The organism is Nocardiopsis eucommiae (assembly GCF_965344335.1).
Lineage (GTDB): Bacteria > Actinomycetota > Actinomycetes > Streptosporangiales > Streptosporangiaceae > Nocardiopsis > Nocardiopsis eucommiae.
The window spans coordinates 13,371-37,982 of sequence record NZ_CBDRIY010000023.1; the positions used below are offsets into that span (position 1 = coordinate 13,371).

Below are 24,612 nucleotides of genomic sequence, written 5' to 3' on the forward strand. Positions count from 1 at the left end.
AAGATGGTCCGGCTCAGCAGGGCACAGCAGCAGGAACGCAACCGGGCGCGGGTGCTCACGGCGGCACGTGAGGAGTTCACCGAACGCGGCTTCCGCGACGCCAGGATCGACCGCATCGCGGACCGCGCCGACCTCACCCGGGGCGCCGTCTACTCCAACTTCCCGGGCAAACGCGCCCTGTACTTCGCCGTGCTGGCCGAGGCGGCCGAGCGCGAGCCCCTGACCGGGGCGGCCGACTCCGTCGACGGCGCGGTCCGGGCCCTGGGCGCCTTCGCCCGCGCGTGGGTGGCCCGTCTGCCCCTCACCGGCACCGACGAACGGATCGGTGCCGAACTCATGGCCGAGGTGTCCGCTGACCCCCGGGTGAGCCGGGTCTTCGCCCAGCTCACGGCGGTCCAGGCGATCCTGCTCGGGCGCGCGCTGGAGAGCCTCGACACCGCGCCCGACCCCGGTCTGCGGCGGGTCCGGGTCGCGGAGGGCGTCCTGACCACCCTGCACGGTGCCGGGCAGCTGGCCGCCGCCGCGCCCGGGTTCACCGACCCCTTCACGGTCATCCGCTCCTGCGAACGCCTGGCCGGTGTGGACCTGGACGACGCCTGGCCGCTTCCGCACATCGCCCACGTCCCGCACGCCCGTCCCGTGGGCGAACCCTGGTCCGCGCCGACCGCGCTCGACTCCCTGTGCGGTGAGCGGATCGCGGTCGGGGACGGCGTCGTGGCCGTGCTGGGGCTGCACCGGCTGGAGGCCGTGGAGGAGGGCCTGCGCGCCGTCCCGGAGGGGGTGCCGGTGACGCTCGTGCCCGTCACCGCCGAGCCCGCCGAACTCCTCCCGCTGGTCCGTCTGGCCGTGGCCGAACTCCGTGCCTGCCTGTCCCCCTCCTTTCCCGCCGACGCTTGGGCGAGCCCGAGGATCGTGCTCGACCCGGGGCTGGCCGTGGCCGCCGGTGCCGTCGACCCGCACGACGACACCGAGGTCGCGATCCGTGTGCACGGCGGCCGGATCGTGGCACGCTCCGAGGAGCGCGGCGCGGCCCACGCCGTGGGAGCCTTCGTTCCGCCCGGGGGTTCCAGGAGCGTCGGGAACGGGGCCCGGGCCACCCGCTGAGCCGGGGCGGGACGGTGCACCCCGCGTGCGCGCCAGCGTTCGGCGGTGTCGGGCGGGAAGCCCGCGTCGATCCCTCCGCGCGCCTCGTCCACGGTGAAGCCGTGTGCCGCCCAGGCGCGCGGATCCCGGGGGTCGGGCGCGGGGTCGTCGAAGGTGAGGGTCATGGGTCCTCCCCGAATGGTGGGCGGGGTCGCGGACGTCGCGCACTCCCGTGAAGTCAATCTAGGTTGACCGCTGGAAAAAGTCAATCAAAGTTGACTCCCGGGGGTCGTGTGGCCGAATCCTCCGGTTTGACCTGCTCAGGGACACGCCAGCCGGAGACTGGGTGAGCGGCGCCGCCGGTGCGACACTGGTGGGCGACGCCGGGGACCCCCGACCGGCCGCGAACGGCGGGGGTGGGCATGGAAGAGGCACACGACGCGACGGGGGCGCTCGGTCAGAGCGAACTCCTGTTCCAGAACCTCGTCCGATCCGTGCACACCAGCGGCCCCGTCGAGGTCCTGGAGGCCGCCGACCGCTACGGGGCGGCGATCGGACTCGGCAAGATCACCGTTCACCTCGTGGACCTGCAACAACGTCTGCTGGTCCCGCTCACCGGCGGGCCCATCCTCGACGTCGAGTCCACCATCGCCGGAGAGGCCTACCGGTCGGACACCCTGCGGCTGGTCGAGGGCGGCGCCGACGCGCTCAGCCTCTGGCTTCCGCTCAAGGACGGTGCCGACCGCATCGGGGTCGTGCACATCCGCACCCCCGCCATCGACGAACCCAGGCTCCGCCGCTGCCAGACCCTCGCCGCGCTGCTGGCCCTGGTCATCACGTCCAAGCGCGCCTACAGCGACACCTACGTCCGCCGCACCCGCGCCCGCGACGTGCAGCTACGCACCGAGATGCTGCGCGCCTTCCTCCCGCCCCGCACCCTCGGCACCCGGCGCGGGGTCTCCACGGCCGTTCTCGAACCCGCCTACGAACTGGGCGGCGACGCCTTCGACCACTCCCTCACCCGGGACACCCTGCACGCCGTCATCCTGGACGCCATGGGGCACGACCTCGCCTCAGGCCTGACCGCGTCGGTCGCCATGGCCGGGGCCCGGAGCGCCCGCCGCAACGGGGCCGATCTCGCGGAACTCACCGAGAACGTGGAACGCGCCCTGGTCACCTGGCTTCCGGAACGCTTCTGCACGGCCATCTTCGCCACCCTGGACCTGTCCACCGGCGTGTTCTCCTGGGCCAACTGCGCCCACCCCGCACCCCTGCTCATCCGACGCCAACGCCTGGTGGAGGCCGCCCTGGAGCGCACCCCCGAACTCCCGCTCGGCCTGGACGGGGTGGTCGCCGACACCACCCCGCGCGCCGTCCACCGGGTCACCCTGGAACCCGGTGACCAGGTGCTGCTCTACACGGACGGTGTCACGGAGGCGCACGACAGCGAGGGAAGGATGTTCGGGCTGGAGCGCTTCGCCGACTTCGTCATCCGTGCCGCGTCCGCCGACGAGCCCGCCCCCGAGACTCTGCGGCGCCTGATCCACGACATCCACGAACACCAGCGCGGCACCTTCACCGACGACGCCACCATCATGCTGCTGGAGTGGACCCCCGGGGGTGCGGTCCGGGGCCACCTCTGACCCCGGACCCGGACTACCAGAGGGCGAGGACCCTGCTGGGACCGCCGGAGGCGTCCAGCCCGGGCAGCACGCCCACCGTGATCATCGCCCCGCTCGGCGGCAGCTGCTCCAGGCCGGTCAGGGACTCCAGCCCCCAGCGGTCGGCGCGCCCCACCACCTCGTGGGCGGCGAAGTCCGTGGAGCAGCCGGGGTCCGTGCTCAGCGTGTCCACCCCGGTTCCGGCGATGGCCCGCTGGGAGAACAGGAAGTCGCAGGCCTCGGGGGAGAACCCGGGGAAGTGCCAGGAGCCGTCCTCCGCGACACCGCGGACCCGGTCGTCCCCCTCGGCCCAGCGAGAGCTCCATCCCGAGCACATCAGGACCGCCGCCCCGGCGGGGACGCGTCCGTGGACGCGCTCGAAGGCGTGGACGTCGTCCACGGTCACCGTCGTGTCCGGGTCCTCGGCGGCCCGGGCCCGGATGTCGATCACGGCGGCCGGGGCGACCAGTTCGGACGGATCGATGTCCGGAACGAGACGGCCCCCGCCGATCACGTGGCCGGGCGCGTCCAGGTGCGTGCCGGTGTGCTCGGTCATGCTCCACCGTTGGAGGTAGAGCCCGAACTCCCCTGGGGCGGCGGGTGGGACGACCGTCTCCCGCGCCGGCTTCTCCTCGTCCCAGGACGGCATGGTGGGGGAGATGGTGTGGCTGAGGTCGACGACCCGGCGGAAGCCCTTCGGCCAGGGACGCGGGGAGAGTGGAGGGATCGGTGGCCCGGCGGGCGCGGTGTGCTCCGTTCGGGCCCTCACGGTCTCACCGGTTCCGTGCAAGCACATGGCGTCCCCTTCGTCGTGCGAACCCCCGGAGACGTACCCCGGGGAGGTGTCGGGTCCACCCTGTCAGGGGCGGGACGGTGAGACCAGCGAGGAACCGCTCCGATCAGGGACGCGGGCGCGACGGGGGCGACCGGCTCGCGGATCGGTCCGACCCACTCAGTGGTGTGACGGGGGAACCGCGGTGAGGTTCCGCACCGGCCGCAGGAAGAGCAGGACCAGTCCCACGGCGAGCGTCGCCACCCCGCCGACCAGCAGCACGGTCCGCGCCCCGAACAGACCGGCGGCCGGACCGGCCAGGGCCTGACCCACCGGCAGCATGGCCAACGACCCGGCCACCTCGTAGGCGTGGATGCGGCCCAGTACCGGCCCCGGAACCTGTGTCTGCACGCTGGTCATCCACATCACGCCCCAGAACCCCACGGCGGCGCCGCTCACCGCCGCGCCCAGCGCCAGCAACGGAACCCCCAACCCCAGACCGACGGCCATCGAGTACGCGCCCGCCCCGAACAGCGCGACCGCCCCCGCGCGCAGGGGGAAACGCGGCCGCACCCGCATGGCGAGCACACCGCCCAGAGCGGTGCCGCCGCCCAGCGCGGAACTCACCAGCCCGAACGCCTGGGCGCCGTGGCCGAGGATGATCTCCGTCGAGGTCAGGGGAATCTTCGGCCCCCACATGGTCACCATCAGCACCATCCACAGCAGGATCACCGACCACATCCAGGTCCGCGACCGGAACTCGCTCCACCCCTCCACGAGGTCCGCGACGTACCCCGGCCCCTCGCCGCGCCGACGGGTCGGCTCGGGGAGCCGGATCAGCGCGAGCAGCAGCGCCCCCACCGCGTAGGTCGCCGCGTGCACGACGAAGACCCCGGCCGCCGAGAACACGGCGACCAGCAGCCCCGCCAACGCCGGGCCGATCAGCGTCGCCAGTGCCTCCGCCGTGCGTATGGCCCCGTTGGCACCCTGCACGTCCCGGGCCACCCTCGGCACCACCGAGGCCACCCCCGGCTGGAACGCCCCGGCCGCGATCCCGTTGACCGCGCCGATCACACAGATCTGCCACAGCACCACGTGCCCCGTAAGGAACAGCACGGCCGCCGTTCCCTGGGTGACCACGCGCACCAGGTCGGCGGCGACCATCATGCGCCGGGCGCCCCACCGGTCCGAGAGCACCCCGCCGAAGACGACGGAACCCACGAAGAAGGCGGAGAACGCGGCCATCGCCAGCCCGACACCGCCCGCACCCATCCCGTGCGCGAGCAGTCCGGCCGCCAGGGCGACAGGGAGCATCCCGTCCCCGGTCCTGGCCACGGCGCGCGCGGCGAAGAAGAGGGCGAAGTCCCGGGACCACAGCCGGGGCCGGGGCGCGGCGTGCGGTTCCGGCCTCCGCGGTGTCCGGTCGAGTTCGTCCGTCGGTCCACCGTGCTCCATGGGGCACCCCTCCGTCACCCCCGCGCCGGTCGTGAGGGCCCGTGCACACTACCGGTCCAGACCAGTTCCCTCCAGAGGCTTCCTGCCCTGGAAACCGGCTGCCCGAAGGCGCCGCGATTCCCCTCCACAACGGGGGCCCGGAACGATTGAATGGTGAGCCGACCACGAGCCGAGAAGGAACACATGCCCGAATCCAGCGCCGACTGGTGGAAGTCCAGCGTCGTCTACCAGATCTATCCGAGCAGCTTCAGCGACAGTGACGGCGACGGCGTCGGAGACCTGCCCGGGATCATCGGGAAGCTCGACTACCTGAAGCTGCTCGGTGTGGACGTGGTGTGGCTGTCGCCCGTCTACCCCTCGCCGTGGGACGACAACGGCTACGACATCAGCGACCACACCGCCATCGACCCCCGGTTCGGCACCCTTGAGGACTGGGACCGCCTTCGGGACGGGCTGCACGAGCGCGGCATGCGCCTGGTGATGGACCTGGTCGTCAACCACACCAGCGACCGGCACCCCTGGTTCACCGCCTCCCGCGAGGGCGACCCGGACCGGCGCGACTTCTACGTCTGGCGGCCCGGCCGCGACGGCGGCCCGCCCAACAACTGGGGTTCGGTCTTCTCTGGTCCCGCCTGGACCTACGACGAGGGGCGCGGCGAGTACTACCTCCACCTGTTCAGCCCGTCGCAACCCGACCTGGACTGGGAGAACCCCAAGGTGCGCGCGGCCGTGCACGAGATCGCCCTGTGGTGGCTGGCCCGGGGCGCGGACGGGTTCCGGATGGACGTCATCAACTTCGTGTCCAAGAACCCCAAGCTCCCCGACGGGCCACGGACCGGCGACTACGGGGACTTCGCCGAACACGCGATCAACGGGCCGCGCATGCACGAGTTCCTGCACGAGATGCACGAGACCGTCTTCGCCGGACGCGACGTGCTCACCGTGGGGGAGATGCCCGGGGTGAGCGTGGAGCAGGCGCGCATCCACACCAATCCGGTCAACCGCGAGCTGGACATGGTGTTCCAGTTCGAGCACGTGGACCTGGACCACGGCCCCGGCGGCAAGTTCGATCCCCGCCCGCTGGACCTGGTCCGGCTGAAGGCCTCGCTCAACCGCTGGCAGACCGGGCTCAACGACCGGGGTTGGAACAGTCTGTACTGGAACAACCACGACCAGCCGCGCGTGGTCTCGCGGTTCGGTGACGACGGCCGGTACCGGGTGGAGTCGGCGACCGCGATCGCCACCACCCTGCACATGATGCAGGGCACCCCGTACGTCTACCAGGGCGAGGAACTGGGCATGACCAACGCCCACCTGGACGACATCGCGGACTACCGGGACCTGGAGACCCTCAACTACCACCGGACCATGGTGGAGAGCGGCCGGGTGGACGCCGCGACCGCCATGGCCGGGATCGCCCGGATGAGCCGGGACAACGCGCGCACCCCCATGCAGTGGACCGCGGGGGAGAACGCCGGGTTCACCACCGGGACACCCTGGATCGGAGTCAACCCCAACCACACGCGGATCAACGCCGAGGCCGCCGTCGCGGACCAGGGGTCGGTCTTCCACCACTACCGGCGTCTGATCGCGCTCCGCAAGAAGCACCAGGTCATCGCGCACGGACGCTTCGCTCCACTGCTGGAGGAGGACCCGCGGGTCTACGCCTACACGCGGGCGTACAACGGTCAGGTGCTGTTGGTGCTGGCCAACTGGAGCGACCACACGGTGAAAGTGGATCTGCCCGAGGACGTGGCGGGCCCCGACTCCACACTGTTGATCGGCAACCTCCCCGGCTCCGGCCCGGCTCCGGCCCCGCTGCGTCCCTGGGAGGCCCGCGTCCACCTGTTCCACTGATCCTCCCGACCGGGCCCTGCTCCCGCGTCCGATCCGTGAGTACTGTGTGGGTCAGCCGATCGAGCGGGAGTGGGGCCTTCATGAGAGTCGTCATCGTCGGAGCCGGTGTGGGAGGGCTCGCCCTGGCCCGGGGACTCGTCGGGAGGGGTCACGGGGTCGAGGTCCACGAGCGCGCGCCCGAACCGCGCCCCGGCCGCGCCGGAGTCGGCCTCTACTCCAACGGGACCGCCGCCCTGCGTGCCCTGGGGGTGGAGGTCGGGGGCATCGGGCGGCGTCTCGACGGCCTGGAGAACCGCGACCCGTCCGGGCGGACGCGTTACACGCTCGACGTGGACGCGGTGGGCGACCACTACGGGTCCGAGTCCCGTACCGTGCCCCGGCGCGCGCTCCTCGACCTCCTCGCCGACGGGCTGCCCGAGGGCACCGTGCGGTACGGGCGCGTGTGCACCCGGGTGCGGGTCAACACCGACGGCACCGTGAGCGCGCTCTTCGGGGACGGTTCCAGCGCCACCGGTGACGTGGTCGTCGGCGCGGACGGTGTGCGCTCCGCCGCACGCCGCGACCTGTGGGAGGGCGATCCGGCCCGCCCGACGGGCTGGGCCAGTTGGCAGGGGCTGACCCGGGTGCCCGCGGACCTGGCGTCGGGCACGCTCGCGGCCGTGGTCCAGGGGCGTCAGGGTGTGTGCGGGATGATGCCCGCCGGAGACGGCCTCGTGCAGTGGTGGTTCGACGTGCGCTGGCGGCCGGGCATCCCCACGCCGACCTCCCCGGCGAGTGTGCTGCGGCGGCTGTTCGAGGGCTGGACCGACCCCGACGTACGCGCGGTCCTGGAGGACCTGCGCGACGAGGACCTCGCGTTCTCCGAGCACGTGCGCCACCGGGTGCGCCGGGTCTGGGGTGAGGGCGGGGCGACGCTGCTGGGCGACGCCGCGCACGCCTTCGCGTCCTCCACCGCGCAGGGGGCGAACCAGGCCCTGGAGGACGCGTGGGCGCTGACCCTGGCCCTGTCCGACGAGGGCGCCGAGGCCGATCCCGCCGCCGCGCTGCGCCGGTACGAGGGGGTGCGGCGGGGGCCGGTGCAGCTGGCGTCGCTGGCCTCGGGCGCGGAGGCGATCACGCGGTTCTCCCCGCCCCGGTTCCTGGGCCGTGAACGGCTCGGTTCCCTGGCCACCCGCCAGTTCATCGGGTACCTGGGCGGGGTGAGCAACGTCCTCACCGACCGCCGCCCCTGACCTCACGGACAACACCCATAGCTCGCACCTCTCCAGCCGCTCGGTTCACGGAATCGGGCGGCTTTCTCCGTTGCCGCGATGGCGGCGGTCTTCTTGGGCGTGTTCCCGCGACCGGCAGACCGATGTGTCCCTCCGCGAGAGGAGGTTTCTGCGGTGACTCCGTTGGACTCCCCTCCGCCTGGATCGAGCGCCCGATAACGGACGGAGTCCCACCGGACTCGCAGGGTGGGGGAGGCTCCGTGTTCAGATTTTTTGAAATCGCATCAAGTGAGGTTAGACTAACCTTGCTTGATGTCGGGGTTCTCCCGTTTTGTTGGCTTCTTCGCGCTGCCCTCCCCTGGGCCTCCCCCTGCGCGTATCCGGCCCGCCCAGAGCGACGCGGCCGCTCCCCGTGACGAAGAAAGCAGTGAGCATGAACTCCACCCTGCGCCGCGTCGGCGGCATCGCCCTCACCTCGGCCCTCGCCCTCGGCCTCGCCTCCTGCGGGACGGACGGTGAGGACACCTCCCCGGGCGGCGACGCGGACGGGACCTTCCCCGTCACCATCGAGAGCGCCCTCGGCACCGCCGAGATCCCCGAACGCCCCGAACGCGTCGTCACCCTCGGCCAGGGCTCCGCCGAGACCGCCATCGCCCTGGGCACCGTGCCGGTCGGCATCGAGAGCTACGAGTGGGGCAGCGACGACACCGGGTACCTGCCCTGGATCCACGAGGCCGTCACCGAGTCCGGCGAGGAGCTGCCCGAGCAGTTCGCCGGGGCCGACGACATCGACTTCGAGGCGATCATCGAACTCGCCCCCGACGTCATCCTGGCCCCCTGGTCCGGGGTGACCCAGGAGCAGTACGACATCCTCACGGACATCGCCCCCACGGTCGCCTACCCGGACCTCGCCTGGAGCACCGACTGGGACGAGCAGATCGAGATCATCGGCCGGGCGCTCGGCCAGCCCGAGGAGGCCGACGGCCTCGTCGCGGACATCGAGGGCCGGTTCGAGGAGGCGGCGGCCGAGAACCCCGAGTTCGCCGACCTCACCTTCTCCTACGTCTACACCGACGGGCCCGGCACGCTCGGCGTCTTCCTCCCCGACGAACAGCGCGTCGCCATGGTGCGCGGCCTGGGGCTCCAGGTCGACCCGGTCGTGGACACCTTCCCCGAGACCGAGGGCACCGACTCCGCCCTGGTCGGCCTGGAGAACGCCGACCGGTTCGGTGACAGCGACCTCCTCTTCACCTTCTACACCGACGCCGAGACGCGGGCCGAGATCGAGTCCCAGGACCTGTACGGCTCCATCCCCGCCATCGAACGCGGCTCCGTGGTCACCAGTGACGACAACTCCTTCGTCACCGCCTCCTCCCTGATCAACCCGCTCACCGTGCCCTGGGTCATCGAACGGTACGTCCCCCTCATCCACGAGGCCGCCCGGACCCTGGACGACTGAGGCGAACCGGCGACGTGATCGTGAAGACATCCGCGGCGCCGCCCCGCACCGGCCCCGCCCGCGCCGCGCTCGTCCTGGTCGCGGCCGGGGCGGTGCTGGTCGGCGCGGTCCTGCTCAGCCTGGTGGCGGGCAGCAGGCCGACCTCGCCGGTCGAGGTGTGGCAGGTGCTCCTCGGAGAGGGCGACCCCCACGTCACCGTGGTGGTCGAGAGCCGCTTCCCGCGCACCCTGCTCGGGATCGTGGCCGGGGCCGCGCTGGCCCTGTCGGGCACCCTCATGCAGGGAGTGACCCGCAACCCGCTGGCCGACCCCGGTCTCCTGGGAGTCAACGCGGGCGCGGCCGCCGCCGTGGTCACCGCCACGGCGCTCCTCGGCCCCGCCTCCACCACCGCCACCGTCTGGTGGGCCCTGCCCGGTGCCCTGCTGGCCGGGCTGGCCGCCCACACGGTGGGCACCCGGGGCGGGGACGGCGGCATGGTCCGTCTCGTCCTGGCCGGGGCGGTGGTCTCGGCGGTGCTCATGGCCTACGTCCAGGCGGTCTCGCTGAACATGCCGGACGTGTTCGACAGCTACCGCTACTGGGTGGTGGGTTCGCTGGCGGGGCGCGGCTACGACGTGGTCCTGGCCGTGCTGCCGGTGGTCGGTGCGGGCACGCTGCTGGCCCTGCTGGTCATGGGCTCGCTCAACGCTCTGGCCCTGGGGGAGGAGGCGGCCGTGGCCACCGGCGCCAACGTGTTCCTGGCGCGCTCCGGAGGGCTGCTCGCGGGCACCGTGCTCGCGGCGGGGGCCACCGCCGCGGTCGGACCGATCGCCTTCGTGGGCCTGGCGGTCCCGCACGTGGTGCGCGGGCTGGTCGGGGTGGACTTCCGCCTCCAGGTGCCCTTCGCCCTGCTGGTCGGCCCCTCCCTGCTGCTGGTCGCCGACGTCGTGGGCCGCACCCTGGTGCGGCCCATGGAACTCATGGTGGGCGTCGTCACCGCCTTCGTGGGCGCGCCGGTGCTGTTGTACGTGGTCCGGAAGTCGAGGACGGGAACGTGAGCCACCAGATCCGATCCGGGGCGGACCGGGCGGGCCCCGGCACGGCGCCTGAACCCGCCACCGCCCCGCGACCCCCCTTCCCGGTCCTGCGACTCGGCCGCCACGTCGCGCTGCCGCTGCACCGACGCTCCCTGGCGGTGGGACTCCTGCTGTCGGTGCTCCTGCTCGCGGCGGCCGCCGCCACCCTGAGCCTGGGCCGCCTGGGCGTGCCCCTCACCCAGCTGCCCGCCGTCCTGTCCGGCCAGGGGGAGGCCACCCACCTGTTCGCCCTCGAACGGCTGCGCGGCCCCCGGCTGTCCGTGGCCGTGGGCACGGGCGTCGCCCTGGGCCTGGCCGGTGCGCTCTTCCAGTCCGTGACCCGCAACCCGCTGGGCAGCCCCGACGTGATCGGGCTGGGCGCGGGGGCCGGGGCGGGTGCGGCCCTCGTCGCGCTCGTGTTCCCCGGAATCGTGCCCGTCCCCTTGGGAGCGCTGGCCGGAGCGGCCCTGGCCGTGACGGTCGTGGCCGCCGTGACCGGAACCGGGCTGCGCGACCCGGGGCGGCTGATCGTCGCGGGCATCGGCGTGGCCGCCATGGCCCAGGCCTTCACGCACTTCGTGGTCTCGGTAATGGCCCGCGACAAGGCCAGTGTCCTGGCCGCGTACGTCAACGGCAGCCTCGGGGCCCGCTCCTGGGAGCACTCCACCACGATCTGGCTCACCCTGGCGCTCGCGGTCCCGATGGTCGTGGCCCTGGCCGGTCCCATCACCGTCAACGAGATGGGCGACGAGCTCGCTGACTCCCTCGGGGCCCGGGCCGCCAGCAGCCGCACCGCCGCGGTCGTCCTCTCCGTGGTGCTGTCGGCGGCGGCGGTGAGCGTGGCCGGGCCGATCGCGTTCGTGTCCCTCACCGCTCCGCAGATCGCCCGCAGGCTCAGCGGGGCGCCCGGCCCCAACCTGGCGCTGTCCGGTCTCGTGGGGGCGTTCCTGCTGGTCACGGCCGATCTGGCCGTCCAGCACGCGCCGATCGCCGAGGGCCTGCCGGTCGGCGTCCTCACCCTGGCGTTCGGCGGTGTGTACCTGGGCTACCTGCTCATCCGTGAATGGCGAAAGGGAAGACTGTGAGCCGAGAGACCGTCCCGGTCCTGGCCGCCGAGGGCCTCACCCTGGGCTACGGCGCGGACCCGGTCGTGCGCGACCTGGACCTGACCATCGCCCGGGGCGAGTTCACCGTGATCGTCGGCCCCAACGGCTGCGGCAAGTCCACCCTGCTCAAGGCGTTGGGGAGGGTCAACAAGCCGGGCTCCGGGCGGGTGCTGCTGCACGGGCGCGACGTGCGTTCACAGCGCCCCAAGGCGGTCGCCCGCCAACTGGCGCTGCTGCCGCAGAGCCCCCTCGCCCCCGAGGGCATCACCGTCCGCGCCCTCGCGGCGCGCGGACGCTTCCCGCACCACACCCTGCTGCGGCAGTGGAGCCCGGAGGACGAGACCGCCGTGGCGCGGGCCCTGGAGCTGGCCGGGCTCACCGACCTCGCACACGTCCAGGTGGGGTCGCTCTCGGGAGGACAGCGCCAGCGCGCCTGGGTGGCGATGGTCCTGGCCCAGGACAGCGGCACGCTGCTGCTGGACGAGCCCACCACCTACCTCGACATCGCGCACCAGTACGACCTGTTGGAGCTCTTCGCCGACCTGCACCGCGGCGGGCGCACCGTGGTCGCGGTCCTGCACGACCTCGCCCAGGCGGCCCGGTTCGCCACGCGTGTGGTGATGATGGACGGAGGAGCGGTGGTCGCGGACGGCCCCCGGAGGAGGTCGTCACGGCCGAGCGGGTGGCGTCGGTGTTCGGGCTGGCCTGCGACGTGGTGCCGGATCCTCGAACCGGGACGCCGCTGGTGATCCCGCACGAGCGGGCGCCCGCGACCCCCTGACCTCAGGTGCCCGGCCGGGGCCTCGGCGTCGTGGCCCCGGGGCCCGGCGGGGTTCGCTCACCCCGGGCGGCCTTGTACTCCTCCCAGCGTTCCAGCAGCACGTCGTGGTAGCCGTCCAGCCAGGTCATGTAGTCGTACATGTTGTGCAGCCGGGCGCGGGAGGACTCACCCAGGTCGGGGAGGCGTTCCAGCGCGGAGGCGGCGAGGTCGCGCTGCTGACGCAGGTAGGAGCGCTCGTTGCGCAGGAACCCGCCCCAGACGTCCTCGTCCATGCTGATCAGCCGGGAACGGCTGTCGGGGGCGTCCACGAGGGTCACGAACCCCAGCTCGCGCAGACGGCGCACCGCCTGGGAGACCGAACCCCGGCTCACCCCGGCGCCCTCGGCGACGGCCTCGGCGCTGACCGCGTCCCGGTCGGCCACCAGCAGGTAGCCCACGATGCGGCCCTCGGCCTTGGGGCGCCCCTGGGACTGCCAGTAGGCGGCGAAGCGCCCGACGAAGTCGTCACGGAACTCCTCCGTCCCGCCCTCCGGCCCCCGCGCCGCACCCGCGTCCCACGCCCGTTCCCCTCGTGCCCCCTGCGTCATGGGGGCCACGATATCGCCCGTGCGGTCGGCCTTCCGCCGGTTTCGGGAGAAGCGCTCAGGGGGCGGCGCGCAACGACTCCAGCAGGTGCGCGAGCGCTGACCACACGTCCTCCAGGTCGCGTTCGGTGCCCGTGTCGGCCAGCCAGAGCGCGGCCTCGTTCATGGCTCCGGACAGCAGGTGGGAGAGCGGGGCGACCGGCCGCGGCGCGATGACGCCCGCCTCCACGAGTGAGGCGAGCTCCTCGGCCAGGTGGTGCGCGGAGGAGGTCTCGTCGAGGGCGCGCCACTCGCTCCACCCCAGGACGGCGGGCCCGTCCACCAGCATGACGCGACGGACGTCGGGGGCGGTGCTGGCGGTGAGGAAGGCGCGGCACCCGGTGGTCAGCCGTTCCCACGGGTCCTCGTGGGCGTCGGCGGCCTCGGCCACGGCGGCGCCCACCTCCGCCTGGGCCTGCTCCAGGACCGCCCGGAACAGGTCCGTCTTGCCCCTGAAGTGGTGGTAGAGCGCGCCCTTGGTTACCTGGGCGGCGGCCACGATCTCGGCCAGGCCCACCCCGCCGTACCCGCGCTCGGTGAACAGGCGGCGGCCCTCCCGGACCAGGGCGCGTCTGGTGCGCTCCCGTTGTTCGGCCCTGGCTCCGGTGTCCCTGGTCACGGATCCTCCTGTTGACATACCGACGGTACGTGAATAGCGTACTCGACATACCGTTGGTATGCGAAAGGAGCGCTCATGCGCCTCAACGGCTTCTACCCCGTGCTGTGCACCCCCCGCCTCCAGGAGAGCCACGCCTTCTACACGCGGTGGTTCGGCTTCGAGGACACCTTCGTGGCGGACTGGTACGTGAGCCTGCGCCGTCCCGGCCCGCCGGACCACGAACTCGCCCTGCTCGCGGCCGGTCACCCGACCCTGCCCGAGGGCCACCGGGCCTCCACCGCCCAGGGCGTGCTGCTCAACCTCGAGGTGGCGGACGTGGACGCCGAGTGGCGTCGCCTGGTGGTCGAGGGCGGGCTGGAGCCCGTGCTCACCCTGCGCAGCGAGGGATTCGGGCAGCGGCACTTCATCGTGGCCGACCCGGCCGGGGTCCTGATCGACGTCATCACCCCGATCGAGCCCTCCGACGAGTACGCGGAGCGGTTCCTCGACTGAGGCGCCCGGCCGCCGCCCCCGCGTCGCCGTGCTCCCCGGCCCGCCCCGTGCGCGACGCGCGAGGTACCAGCCGGTCGGTATGCTGTCGGGGTCGGTGGTCGACACTCCCGCCGGGGAACCGCGGGGGCACGAGGTGAGGCGGGACATGGCGCGAGGACGGCGGACGGCCGAGGCGGGAGCCGGGCACGGAACCGTGCCCGAACGCCTGCTGGAGGCGGCCACGAGGCTCTTCGCTGAGCAGGGGTTCGAGAGCACCTCGGTCCAGGAGGTCGTGGCCGCGGCGGGCGTGACCAAGGGGGCCATGTACCACTACTTCGGCTCCAAGGACGACCTGCTCCACGAGGTCTACGCGCGCGTGCTGCGGATGCAGACCGAACACCTCGTGGAGATCTCCGCCCGCGAGGCGCCCGTGGCCGAACGCGTCCACGCCGCCGCCGCCGACGTCATCGTCACCAGCGTCGCCAACATGGACGACACCAAGATCTTCTTCCGGTCCATGCACCAGCTCGCCCCGGAGAAGCAGCGCAGCGTGCGGGCCGAACGCCGTGCCTACCACGAGATCTTCCGCGCGATGATCGAGCAGGGCCAGAGCGAGGGGGTCTTCCGCTCAGACGTCCCCGCCGACCTGGTCGTGGACTACTTCTTCGGTTCCGTGCACCACCTGGGCACCTGGTACCGGCACGACGGCGAACTCACCGGCGACGACGTCGGCCGCCACTTCGCGGACCTGCTCGTCGCGGGGCTGCGCCCGCAGACCTGAGGACCGACCGGCGCCACGGGAGGCGGACGGCCGAGGGCCGGGGGCGCGTTCCGCCCCCGGCCCTCACCCTCGGCGCCGCCCCACGGCGGCGCGAGGCTCAGTTCCCCGACGCGTACCTGCGCAGCTCCGCCCGGGCCAGCGAACGCAGGTGCACCTCGTCCGGGCCGTCGGCCAGCCGCAGCGAGCGCACCCCCGCCTGCCACCCGGCCAGCGGAGTGTCCTGACTGACCCCGGCCGCGCCGTGCGCCTGCACGCACCGGTCCAGGATCCACTCCACCGTGCGCGGGGTGGCGATCTTGATCGCCTGGATCTCGGTGTGCGCCCCCTTGTTGCCCACGGTGTCCATCAGGTAGGCCGTCTTGAGCACCAGCAGGCGCAGCTGCTCGATCGCCACCCGGGCCTCCGCGATCCACTCACGGACCACGCCCTGCTCAGCCAGCGGCCGACCGAACGCGACCCGCTCCAGCACCCGCCTGCAGGTCAGCTCCAGGGCGCGCTCGGCGATGCCGATCGACCTCATGCAGTGGTGGATGCGCCCCGGTCCCAACCGGGCCTGGGCGATCGCGAACCCCTCGCCCTCGCCCCCCACCAGGTTCCCGACCGGCACGCGGACGTCCTCGAAGAACACCTCCGCGTGACCGCCGTGGTCGCTGTCGTCGTAGCCGAACACGCTCATGCCGCGCTCGATCCGCAGCCCCGGGGTGTTCCTCGGCACCAGCACCATGCTCTGCTGGCGGTGCCGCTCGGCGCCGGGGTCGGTCCGGCCCATCACGATGAGGACCTCGCAGGCCGGGTTGAGCGCCCCGGTGATGAACCACTTGTGTCCGTTCACCACGTACTCGTCGCCCTCCCGGACGATCCTGGTGGTGATGTTGGTGGCGTCGGAGGAGGCCACCCCCGGCTCCGTCATCGCGAAGGCGGAGCGGATCCGCCCGTCCAGCAGGGGCTCCAGCCACCGCTCCCTCTGCGCCGGGGTGCCGAACATCGTCAGCACCTCCATGTTCCCGGTGTCCGGGGCCGAGCAGTTGAGCGCCACCGGGGCCAGTTGGGGGCTGCGCCCGGTGATCTCGGCCAGCGGGGCGTACTGGAGGTTGGGCAGCCCCCCGTGTTCGGGGTGCCCGGCCAGGAAGAGGTTCCACAGCCCGCGCCGCCGGGCCTCGGTCTTGAGCTCCTCGACCACGGGCGGGACGGTCCAGTGGTCCGCGCGCTCGGCCAGCTGGGCGGCGAACACGGGCTCGGCGGGGTGGACGTGCTCGTCCATGAAGGCCAGCAGCCGGGCCCGCAGCTCCTCGGTCCGGGCGTCGAATGCGAAGTCCATCGGTCCTCAGTCCTCCTTGAGTACGGAGTGGGCGCGCTGGACCAGGGGTACGACCACGTCCCCGATCCCGTCGAAACCCGCCCCCACGGTCAGGCCCCGCGCGTGCCGGTAGTGGATGCCCTCGGCGATCACCGCGAGCTTGAAGCAGCCGAAGGCCACGTACCAGCCGAGCCGGGACACGTCGCGGCCGGTCGCGGCCGCGTACATCCGGGCGAGTTCGGGGGAGGAGGGGAACCCCCTGGCGGAGGTGGCCGGGCTCCGGCCGCCGGTCACGGGCTGCTCCCGGTAGACCAGCATCAGACCCAGGTCGACGAGGGGGTCCCCGAGGGTGGCCATCTCCCAGTCGAGGACGGCGGTGAGCCGACCGTCCTCGGTGACCAGCACGTTGTCGAGCCGGTAGTCACCGTGCACGATCGCTGGCGCGCCCTGTTCGGGGAGGGTGGCGGCGAGGCGGTCCCGGAGCTCGTCGATTCCGGGGAGGTCGCGGCTGCGGGAGGCCTCCAGCTGCCTGCTCCACCGCCGCACCTGGCGCTCCAGGAAGCCGACCGGGCGGCCGAAGTCGGCCAGGCCCACCTCTTCGGGGTCCACCGCGTGCAGCTCGCCCAGCGTGGTGACGAGGGCGTCCGCGAGCGCGCGCACCCCCGTGGAACCGAACGGGGCGATCTCGTCCAGGGTGCGCAGCGGGGTGCCCACCACGTGTTCCATGACGTAGAACGGCGCGCCCAGCACCTCGGTGTCCTCGCACAGCAGGTGGGTGTGCGGCACCGGCACGGCCGTCCCGCTCAGCGCGGTCATCACGCGGTACTCGCGGGGCATGTCGTGGGCGGTGGCGAGCACGTGCCCCAGCGGCGGGCGGCGCACCACCCACGATCCGGCGCCGTCGGTGACCGTGTAGGTCAGGTTGGACTTCCCCCCGGTGATCACCCGGCCCGCGAGCGGCCCCGAGACCAGGCCGGGCACTTCGCGGTCCAGGTGCGCGCGCAGCCGTTCCAGGTCCAGGCCGGGCAGTGCCTCGCTCATGCTCGCTCCTCGCTGGTGAACACCCGTGCCTGGAGACGGCGCATCCCGGCCAGCCAGGCGTCGGTGTCGGTGGCCCGGGCGGCGTAGTAGTCGGCGACCCGGGGGTGGGGCAGGATCAGGAAGCGCCCGTCCGCCAGCCCGGCCATCACGGCCTCGGCGACCTCCTCCGCGCTGATGGCCTCACCGGCGAGGATGGCGCGGCCCTCCGGCCCGGTGGAGTCGAGCATGCCGGTGCGCACACCGAGGGGGCACAGGCACTGGGTGGTGATGCCCCGGTCCCCGTAGGTGGCCGACATCCACTCACCGAAGGCCAGCGCCGCGTGCTTGGTCACCGAGTACGGGGCGCTGCCCAGCATGCTGAGCAGGCCGGCGGCGGACACGGTGGTGAGCAGGCGGCCACGGCCGCGCTCCAGCCACCCCGGGACCAGCGCTCGGGCCGCGCGCACGTGCGCCATCACGTTGACCTGCCAGGACAGGTCCCAGTCGGCCTCCAGGGCCTCGGGTCCGCCGTGGACGGCGACCCCGGCGTTGGCCACGTACAGGTCGATCCCGCCCAGACGCTCCCCGGCCTCGCCGACCAGGGCGGCCACGCCCTCCTCGCTCGCGGCGTCCCCGGGGACGGCGGTCCCGCCGATCTCCCGGGCCACCGCCCGCGCCGCGTCCGCGTCCAGGTCGTTGACCACGACGCGTGCTCCGGCCCCGGCGAGGCGGCGGGCGAGGGCCGCGCCGATCCCGTTCCCGCCGCCGGTGACCACGGCTCCGATGCCGTCGGGATCCATGCCGTTCACACCCCTCCGGTCAGGGTGACGCCGCCGTCCAGCACCAGGGTGCGGCCGGTGACCCACGCGGCGTCCTCGGAGAGCAGGAAGGCGACCGCGCCCGCGACGTCCTCGGGCACGCCGAGGCGGCCCAGAGGGTACTGGGCGGCCACCTCCGCCTCGCGCCCCTCGTACAGGGCCTCCGCGAAGCGGGTCTTGACCACGGCGGGGGCGACCCCGTTCACACGGACCCCGGGGCCCAGCTCGACCGCGAGTTCCTCGGTGATGTGGCTGAGCATGGCCTTACTGGCGCCGTAGAAGCCGATTCCGGGGGCGGGTTTGGTTCCGGCCACGGAGGAGACGTTGACGATGGCGCCGCCGTGCTCGGCCATTCCGGCGCGGTACACCCTCTGGACCCAGGAGATCGCGGAGAGCACGTTGACCTCGAAGATCTTGCGGGCGGCGTCGAGGTCGAGGTCGACCATGCGGCCGTAGACCGGGTTGATCCCGGTGTTGTTGACAAGCAGGTCGACGCCGCCGAAGGCGTCGACGGTGGCGGCGATCGCGGCGTCCTGGTGCTCGGGGTCGTGGGCCCGGCCGGGGATCCCGATGGCGTGCTCGGGGCCGCCCAGGGCCTCGACCGCCTCCTTGAGGGGTTCGGGCTTGCGCGCGGTGACGCACACGCGTGCGCCCTCGGAGACGAGTCGCTGGGCGACGGCCAGGCCGATGCCGCGACTGGCACCGGTGATGATGGCGGTGCGCCCGCCGAACCGCGATGTCATGCGTACTCCCTAGACCGACTGGTCGGTATGTCACGGAGACTCTATGTCGGTGAGGGCGCGTGCCGCAAGGGGCCGGTGGGCAGGCCAGGGGACAATGACGCGGACGCGGGCGCGGTCGCCCGTGCCACGCACACAGGAGGTTCCACCATGGCCACCGAGGTCACCGACGTTCCCGAGCGCCGCCGCTACGAGGTCACCACCGACGGCGAGGTCGCCGGATTCGCGGAGTACATCCTCACCGACGAGCTCATCACCTTCACCCACACCGAGATCGACCCCGCTTACGAGGGGCGGGGGCTGGGCAGCATCCTGGTCCGCGCGGCCCTGGACGACGTCCGTACCCGCGAGCTCGCCGTCCTCCCTCTCTGCCCCTTCGTCAAGGAGTGGATCGGACGCCACCGCGAATACGCCGACCTCGTGTACCGCTGACGGATCCGCGTGGAAAGGAGCCACGAGCGTGAGTACTGACTACGGGCGCGAGATCGCCTTCGGTGTCTTCCCCTCCCCGGACGCCGACCCGGACACCCTGCGGCGGACCTGGGCGGTGATCGAGGCGGCGGAGCGCGGAGGTCTCGACTTCGCCGGGTTCCAGGACCACCCCTACCAGCGGCGCCACCTGGACACCTGGAGCCTGATGGCCACGGTGCTGGCCCGCACCGAGCGCCTGCGGGTCTTCCCCGACGTCGCCAACCTCCCCTTGCGGCCACCGGCGGTCCTGGCCAAGAACGCGGCCTCCCTGGACGTGCTCTCCGGGGGACGGTTCGAGCTCGGCCTGGGTGCCGGGGCGTTCTGGGAGGCGATCGAGGCCATGGGCGGCGAGCGCCGGACCCCGCGCGAGGCCGCGGACTCCCTCCTGGAGGCGATGGAGGTGATCCGGCTGATGTGGTCCGACCAGCGTTCGGTGCGCTTCGCGGGGGAGTACCACCGGCTCGCGGGGGTCAGGCCGGGACCCGCCCCCGTGCACGACATGGGTATCTGGCTCGGGGTGGGCGGTCCGCGCATGCTGCGGGCCGTGGGCCGGAGCGCCGACGGCTGGGTGGTCTCCCACGCGAACCTGGGGCCGGAGCGGCTGGCGGAGGCGCACGCCCGGATCGACGCGGGAGCGGCCGAGGCCGGGCGGGGCCCGGCGTCCGTGCGCCGCGTGTACAACCTGTGGGGCACGATCACCGGACGTGGCGTCGAGGGCGCCCCGGGGGACCCTCTGCGCGGACCGGTGGAGGCGTGGGTCGAGGCGGTGACCGGGTTCGTGCTGGAGCACGGCATGGACACGTTCGTGCTCGGCCCGGCGGAGAACGCGGCCACGCAGGTGGAGCTGTTCGCCGCCGAGGTGGTGCCCGCCGTCCGGGAGGCCGTGCGCGCGGCCCGGGCCTGACGCCGAAAGCCGTTTCCTCCGTTCCGGGTGCCACCCGGAACGGAGAAAAACGGACAATAGTGAATCTACTTCGTAAAGGTGGGCGTTCCGAGAGGTGCGTCCCGCTACGCCGAGGGGTCGAGCGTCAGCTTGCCCACGGTGCCGCGGGCCCGCAGGTCCTGGTGGGCGCGCCGGGCCTCGGTCAGGGGGTAGATGGTCCCCAGCACCGGGCGGAGGGCGCCCTCCGAGACCAGGGCGAAGAGCTCGCGCATGGCCTGGCCGACCACGTCGCCCGGAAGCAGGTAGGCGTGTGGCAGCCACATGCCGCCGACCGTGGCCGAGTGGCGCATCAGGTTGGGCAGCTTCACGGGGGAGGGCTGTTCGCGCGAGGCCATCCCGTAGAAGCCCAGACGCCCGAACGGGGCCAGGGCCCGGACGCTCTCGTCGGTGATCCGGCCGCCGACCATGTCCAGGACGATGTCCACCCGCCTGCCCTCGTTGGCGTCGATCAGCGCGGTGGTCATGTCCGGGGCGGAGGAGTCCACGACGGCGTCGGCGCCCAGCTCCAGGGCGAGGTCGCGCTTGTCCCCGGTGCTGGCCACGGCGATGACCCGACCGGCGCCGAACCGCCGGGCCAGTTGCACGGCGAGGGTGCCCACGCCGCCGCCGGCGGCGTGCACCACGACCGACTCCCCGGGTTCGATCCGGGTGGTCCGGCGCAGCAGCAGCCAGGCCGAGGCGCCCTGCACGACCAGGGCGAGCGCCGCCGCGTCCGTCACGTCGTCCGGGATGTCGTACGCCAGGTTGGGGTCGACCACCGCCCGTTGGGCGTAGCCTCCACCGCCGTTGAGCAGGCCCACCACCCGGCGGCCGTCCCCGGTGCGCCCGGCGACCTCGCTGCCCGGGACCATGGGCAGGTCGGAGGGGGACAGGTAGCTGTTCTCCGCCTGGTGGGTGTCGGCGAAGTTCACCCCGCTGAGGGCGACGTCGACCAGGAGCTGACCGGGGCCCGGCTCCGGGTCCGGCAGCTCCGTGGGCACGAGGACCTCGGGTCCGCCGAACTCGGTGATCTGGATGGCGCGCATGCTGGGCCCTTCCTGATGGTGGAGCGGTGTCGGCGCACATCATACCGACCAGATGGTATGTATCGCGGGCCCGACCGCTCACGGGCGTGTGGCGTCCGGACGCGGACGGGCCCCTCGCCACGGTGTGTCACCGAGGGGCGAGGGGCCCGGACACAGGTGCCGGGGCTACCTGCGGCGGGAGGAGCCGCCGCTGGAACGGCCGCCTCCCGAGCGGCCTCCGCCGGACCTGCGACTGGAGCTCGAACGGCTGGAGCTCGAACGGCCCGCTCCCGAACCGCTGGACCGGCTGGAGGTGGCCCTGCCGAAGCCACGGCCACCACCGGAGAGACGGCTCGACCCGCTCCGGGAGGCGCTCCCGCGTGACGAGGACGAGGTCCCGCGTGATGACGAGGCGCTGCGTGAGGAGGTACCGCGGGACGAGGAGGCGCTCCGGGACGCCGGGGTCCCGCGCGAGGTGGACGCCTTGCGGGAGGGGGCGCCCAGGGAACGGGGGATCCCCGGGGACGGGCTCGACGAGGAGCGGTCGGCGCTTCCGGTCGTCCCGTCCGAGGCCCGACCGGCCGTCCTGTTCCCCGACACCTCGCGCTTGACCCGGGCGGCCCGCGAGGTCCCGCCGCCCCCCTGGGCGCGTCCGCGGCGTTCACGGCGCGAGGTCCAGCCGCTGGCGGGGGCCTCCGAACGCGAGGCGAACCCCGCTCCGCCCCGGCGCTCCACGCGTGGGGCGCGGGCGGCCCTCGGTGCGGGGGCCTCGGACCGTGCGGAGACCGGGCGGTAGTCGCGTCGGGAGACCGCCGCGTGCTCGCCGGAGGCCACGCGGGGCCGACGACGGACCGGCACGAAGGCGTGTGCCACCAGGGGGCGGCGTCGGCGCCGGTCGACGACGTATCCGCGCCGGGGGTGGTGCCAGTGGTGGCGCGGCTCGTATCCGTACTCGGGATGGCGGTGGAAGTCCGCGTAGTGCGAGTGGTAGAACTCCGGCTCGCGCTCGTGCAGCAGCACGTCGACGGTGATCGCGGCGCCGATCACCAGGCGTCGCAGCGGCCAGGGCAGGTCGTAGGCGAACTCCAGCGCGTAGCGGTCCTCCGTGGTGAAGAACCCACCGCCCAGCCCGGGGTGCTCCTTGCCGATCCGGGCGATCTCGATCCCGGCGTGGTCCAGGACGGTGAAGTCCCAGCCGCTCCAGTCGCCCCGGATCTCGGCGACGGTGTGGCCCCGGGGGTCGTTGAGGCGGAACCGCGAGCCGAGGAAGGAGCGGTCCTGGACGATGGTGCCGTAGGGCTCGTGGTGCGGGCCGCTCACGTGGATGTAGGGGCGGCCGCGGTCCCAGGGCTTGTCCAGGGTCAGGAGCGGGTGGCCGTCGGGGGCGTAGATCGTGAACCGGTGCGGGAGCTGGGAGGCGCGTCGGTGCGTCCGCGTCCACGCGGTCATGTGTTCGTTCACGTACGCGAGCGGCTGGCCCCGGTCGCTGAGGACCTCGTAGTGTCCTTCGGCGGCGAACAGACGGCGGGGTTGTTCGACCAGCAGCACGGGCGCGGTGAACAGGGGAGCGTGCATGGGGTGGGGCCTTTCCGGCGCTGTCGCCCCGGTGGGGCGGCGGGTCGGTGGGGTGCGAGGCGGGGGGATCCACGTCGGGAGGATCCGGGAGGATCCAGCCGAAACCTATCGCTGGTTTCGACGGACGAGCGTCCTCCAGGGTTCCGTCTCCCGTGCTTCGTGCGGCTCCGCAGGTCTTGCGCACGCAAACCTAACGGTGTTAGGTGGAACCGGCACCGACCCCCAGGAGGCACCCGTGGACGCCGAGCACATCGTGGAGACCGCGAACGGACGCGTGCGCGGCACCGTGTCGCCCCGCTCCGAGGACGGGCGGATCACCCTGCACCGGGGCATCCCCTACGCCGCCGCGCCCTTCGGGGAACACCGTTTCGCCGCCCCCGCGCCCGCCCCGGCCTGGGACGGCGTCCGCGACTGCTCCGAGCCGGGACCGCCCGCGCCGCAGAGCGCCCAGTTCATCGGCACCGAGCCCTGGGACGCGCACACCTCCCTGGACTGCCTCGTCCTCAACGTGTGGTCCCCACGGGACGGGGCCGGGCCGGGTTCCGGCGTTCCGGTCATGGTGTGGATCCACGGCGGCGCCTACATCGTCGGCTCCGGTTCGGAGGCCACCTACGACGGCACGCGCCTGGCCGAGACCGGCATCGTCGTGGTGACCGTCAACTACCGGCTGGGGTTCGAGGGCTTCGGCCACGTCCCCGGCCGGCCCGACAACCGGGGACTGCTCGACCAGATCGCGGCGCTGCGCTGGGTCCGGGACAACATCGCCGCGTTCGGCGGGGACCCCGGAGACGTCACCGTGGCGGGGGAGTCCGCCGGAGCCGGAGCCGTGGTCTGCCTCATGGCCTCACCCGAGGCGCGCGGGCTCTTCCACCGTGCTGTCGCGCACAGTGTCCCGGGGGACATGGTCACCGTCGAGACCGCGCGCCTGGTCGCTGAGGGTGTGGCCGGGGAGGTCGGGGTGCGGTTGGAGGCCGACGCCCTGGCCGAGGTGGCGCCGGAGCGGCTCCTGGCCGCCACGGACGCGATCCTGTCCGGTACCGGCAGGACCAGCAGAGGGGTCCGGTCCAAGGCGTTCACCTGTTACGCGCCCGTGGTGGGCGGCCCCGAACTCCCCGAGCCGCCGCTGGCGGCGATCGCGCGGGGCGCCGCCCGCGACGTGGCGCTGCTGGTGGGCCACAACACCGACGAGTTCACGCTCTTCACCGGGCTCGGCCAGAAGGTCGAGATCGAGGACGCGTCGGCCCTCGCGGTCACCGCCACCCGCCTCGGCCTGGGGGAGGAGGCGGTGGAGGTCTACCGCGCGGTCCACCCCGGGGCCTCGCTCGCCGACCTCTACTGCGAGATCCGTGGCGACGCCATGTTCTGTGAGTACTCCACCCGGGTGGCGGAGGCACAGGCGGCCGCGGGTGGTAGCGCGCACCTCTTCCGGTTCGCCGCGCGCAGCCGTGTGCTGGACGGGGCTCTGGGGGCCTGCCACGCTTTCGATCTCCCCTTCGCGTTCGGCAACATGGACTGTGACCTGGCGCGGTTCCTGTGCGACGGTCCGCCGGACGCGGCGTACCTGGGGTTGTCCGAGCGGATGCTGGCCGCCTGGAGCGCCTTCGTGTCCGGTGGCGACCCGGGGTGGGGCCCGGTCCGGCCGGGATCGACCGTGGCCCGGGTGTGGGACCTCACGGACTCCCTGAGCGAGGCCGACGACTCGCCGTTGCGCGCCCTGTGGTCCGACGTGGGCTTCGCGCCGAGGTAGCGCCCGCCCCCACCCCCCGGGGGCTCCGGTGGTCGATAACATTTGTCCACGGGGTTTGGTACT

At 73.0% G+C, this 24,612-nt stretch carries 22 protein-coding genes and 1 pseudogene; 13 read left to right on the plus strand and 10 right to left on the minus strand.

Annotated features, from left to right (window positions below):
- Nucleotides 1–3 precede the first annotated feature (3 nt).
- Nucleotides 4–1,104 carry a TetR/AcrR family transcriptional regulator gene (locus ACRWK8_RS16100; protein ID WP_431871229.1) on the plus strand — a complete coding sequence of 367 codons (1,101 nt, stop codon included), beginning with the start codon at nt 4–6 and terminating at the stop codon, nt 1,102–1,104.
- Nucleotides 1,105–1,505: 401 nt separating this feature from the next.
- Nucleotides 1,506–2,726, plus strand: coding sequence for a PP2C family protein-serine/threonine phosphatase (locus ACRWK8_RS16105; RefSeq protein ID WP_431871231.1), 1,221 nt, complete (start codon nt 1,506–1,508; stop codon nt 2,724–2,726).
- A 13-nt stretch (nt 2,727–2,739) separates the two neighbouring features.
- Here ACRWK8_RS16105 and ACRWK8_RS16110 read toward each other — a convergent pair whose 3' ends face one another.
- Nucleotides 2,740–3,540, minus strand: a complete 801-nt coding sequence (locus ACRWK8_RS16110) for a cyclase family protein (protein ID WP_431871233.1) — start codon at nt 3,538–3,540, stop codon at nt 2,740–2,742.
- Nucleotides 3,541–3,696: 156 nt separating this feature from the next.
- On the minus strand, nt 3,697–4,971 hold the full coding sequence (locus ACRWK8_RS16115) for an MFS transporter (RefSeq protein ID WP_431871235.1): 1,275 nt from the start codon (nt 4,969–4,971) through the stop codon (nt 3,697–3,699).
- A gap of 183 nt (nt 4,972–5,154) precedes the next feature.
- On the opposite strand from ACRWK8_RS16115, the gene ACRWK8_RS16120 reads away from it, so the two are divergent.
- From ACRWK8_RS16120 to ACRWK8_RS16145, 6 genes and pseudogenes are all read left to right on the plus strand, one after another.
- Complete coding sequence (locus ACRWK8_RS16120; protein WP_431871237.1) at nt 5,155–6,828, plus strand: glycoside hydrolase family 13 protein; 1,674 nt, start codon at nt 5,155–5,157, stop codon at nt 6,826–6,828.
- Between the two features lie 80 nt (nt 6,829–6,908).
- Nucleotides 6,909–8,060: an FAD-dependent oxidoreductase gene (locus tag ACRWK8_RS16125; protein ID WP_378739369.1), complete on the plus strand. Its 1,152-nt coding sequence runs from the start codon at nt 6,909–6,911 to the stop codon at nt 8,058–8,060.
- A gap of 412 nt (nt 8,061–8,472) precedes the next feature.
- Nucleotides 8,473–9,498 (plus strand): iron-siderophore ABC transporter substrate-binding protein, encoded by a 1,026-nt coding sequence (locus tag ACRWK8_RS16130; protein ID WP_431871240.1) that lies wholly within the window; start codon nt 8,473–8,475, stop codon nt 9,496–9,498.
- A gap of 14 nt (nt 9,499–9,512) precedes the next feature.
- Nucleotides 9,513–10,535, plus strand: a complete 1,023-nt coding sequence (locus ACRWK8_RS16135) for a FecCD family ABC transporter permease (RefSeq protein ID WP_431871242.1) — start codon at nt 9,513–9,515, stop codon at nt 10,533–10,535.
- Between the two features lie 86 nt (nt 10,536–10,621).
- Entirely contained in the window at nt 10,622–11,638 is a 1,017-nt protein-coding gene (locus tag ACRWK8_RS16140; RefSeq protein ID WP_378739769.1) for a FecCD family ABC transporter permease, read from the plus strand.
- Nucleotides 11,617–12,440 (plus strand): annotated as a pseudogene (locus tag ACRWK8_RS16145) (ABC transporter ATP-binding protein). Before ACRWK8_RS16140 ends, ACRWK8_RS16145 begins: the two are co-directional and overlap by 22 nt.
- A 2-nt stretch (nt 12,441–12,442) precedes the next feature.
- Here ACRWK8_RS16145 and ACRWK8_RS16150 read toward each other — a convergent pair.
- A complete protein-coding gene (locus ACRWK8_RS16150; RefSeq protein ID WP_378739377.1) occupies nt 12,443–13,027 on the minus strand; it encodes a GbsR/MarR family transcriptional regulator in 585 nt (194 codons plus the stop codon).
- Nucleotides 13,028–13,082: 55 nt separating this feature from the next.
- Nucleotides 13,083–13,682, minus strand: coding sequence for a TetR/AcrR family transcriptional regulator (locus tag ACRWK8_RS16155; protein WP_378739379.1), 600 nt, complete (start codon nt 13,680–13,682; stop codon nt 13,083–13,085).
- Nucleotides 13,683–13,757: 75 nt separating this feature from the next.
- Between ACRWK8_RS16155 and ACRWK8_RS16160 the strand changes: the two genes are divergently transcribed.
- Nucleotides 13,758–14,174: a VOC family protein gene (locus ACRWK8_RS16160; RefSeq protein WP_378739382.1), complete on the plus strand. Its 417-nt coding sequence runs from the start codon at nt 13,758–13,760 to the stop codon at nt 14,172–14,174.
- 145 nt (nt 14,175–14,319) lie between these two features.
- Nucleotides 14,320–14,934, plus strand: coding sequence for a TetR/AcrR family transcriptional regulator (locus ACRWK8_RS16165; protein WP_431871245.1), 615 nt, complete (start codon nt 14,320–14,322; stop codon nt 14,932–14,934).
- A gap of 97 nt (nt 14,935–15,031) precedes the next feature.
- Here ACRWK8_RS16165 and ACRWK8_RS16170 read toward each other — a convergent pair whose 3' ends face one another.
- Genes ACRWK8_RS16170 through ACRWK8_RS16185 form a run of 4 tightly spaced genes read right to left on the minus strand, consistent with a single transcriptional unit; the run spans nt 15,032 to nt 18,812 of the window.
- Complete coding sequence (locus ACRWK8_RS16170) at nt 15,032–16,252, minus strand: acyl-CoA dehydrogenase family protein (RefSeq protein ID WP_431871247.1); 1,221 nt, start codon at nt 16,250–16,252, stop codon at nt 15,032–15,034.
- Between the two features lie 6 nt (nt 16,253–16,258).
- A complete protein-coding gene (locus ACRWK8_RS16175; protein WP_431871249.1) occupies nt 16,259–17,272 on the minus strand; it encodes a phosphotransferase family protein in 1,014 nt (337 codons plus the stop codon).
- Complete coding sequence (locus tag ACRWK8_RS16180; RefSeq protein WP_378739391.1) at nt 17,269–18,051, minus strand: SDR family oxidoreductase; 783 nt, start codon at nt 18,049–18,051, stop codon at nt 17,269–17,271. Before ACRWK8_RS16180 ends, ACRWK8_RS16175 begins: the two co-directional genes overlap by 4 nt.
- A 5-nt stretch (nt 18,052–18,056) precedes the next feature.
- Complete coding sequence (locus ACRWK8_RS16185; protein ID WP_431871252.1) at nt 18,057–18,812, minus strand: SDR family oxidoreductase; 756 nt, start codon at nt 18,810–18,812, stop codon at nt 18,057–18,059.
- Between the two features lie 147 nt (nt 18,813–18,959).
- Here ACRWK8_RS16185 and ACRWK8_RS16190 point away from each other — a divergent pair, with 147 nt between their 5' ends.
- The gene (locus tag ACRWK8_RS16190; RefSeq protein ID WP_378739396.1) at nt 18,960–19,241 is read left to right on the plus strand and encodes a GNAT family N-acetyltransferase; all 282 of its coding nucleotides are present in this window, start codon (nt 18,960–18,962) and stop codon (nt 19,239–19,241) included.
- A 28-nt stretch (nt 19,242–19,269) separates the two neighbouring features.
- Nucleotides 19,270–20,184, plus strand: coding sequence for an LLM class flavin-dependent oxidoreductase (locus tag ACRWK8_RS16195; RefSeq protein ID WP_431871254.1), 915 nt, complete (start codon nt 19,270–19,272; stop codon nt 20,182–20,184).
- Between the two features lie 104 nt (nt 20,185–20,288).
- Here ACRWK8_RS16195 and ACRWK8_RS16200 read toward each other — a convergent pair whose 3' ends face one another.
- Both ACRWK8_RS16200 and ACRWK8_RS16205 read right to left on the minus strand, forming a co-directional pair.
- Entirely contained in the window at nt 20,289–21,248 is a 960-nt protein-coding gene (locus ACRWK8_RS16200) for a quinone oxidoreductase family protein (protein WP_378739400.1), read from the minus strand.
- Between the two features lie 165 nt (nt 21,249–21,413).
- Entirely contained in the window at nt 21,414–22,802 is a 1,389-nt protein-coding gene (locus ACRWK8_RS16205; protein ID WP_431871257.1) for an LURP-one-related/scramblase family protein, read from the minus strand.
- Nucleotides 22,803–23,037: 235 nt separating this feature from the next.
- Between ACRWK8_RS16205 and ACRWK8_RS16210 the strand changes: the two genes are divergently transcribed.
- Nucleotides 23,038–24,549, plus strand: coding sequence for a carboxylesterase/lipase family protein (locus ACRWK8_RS16210; protein WP_378739404.1), 1,512 nt, complete (start codon nt 23,038–23,040; stop codon nt 24,547–24,549).
- Nucleotides 24,550–24,612: the final 63 nt, after the last annotated feature.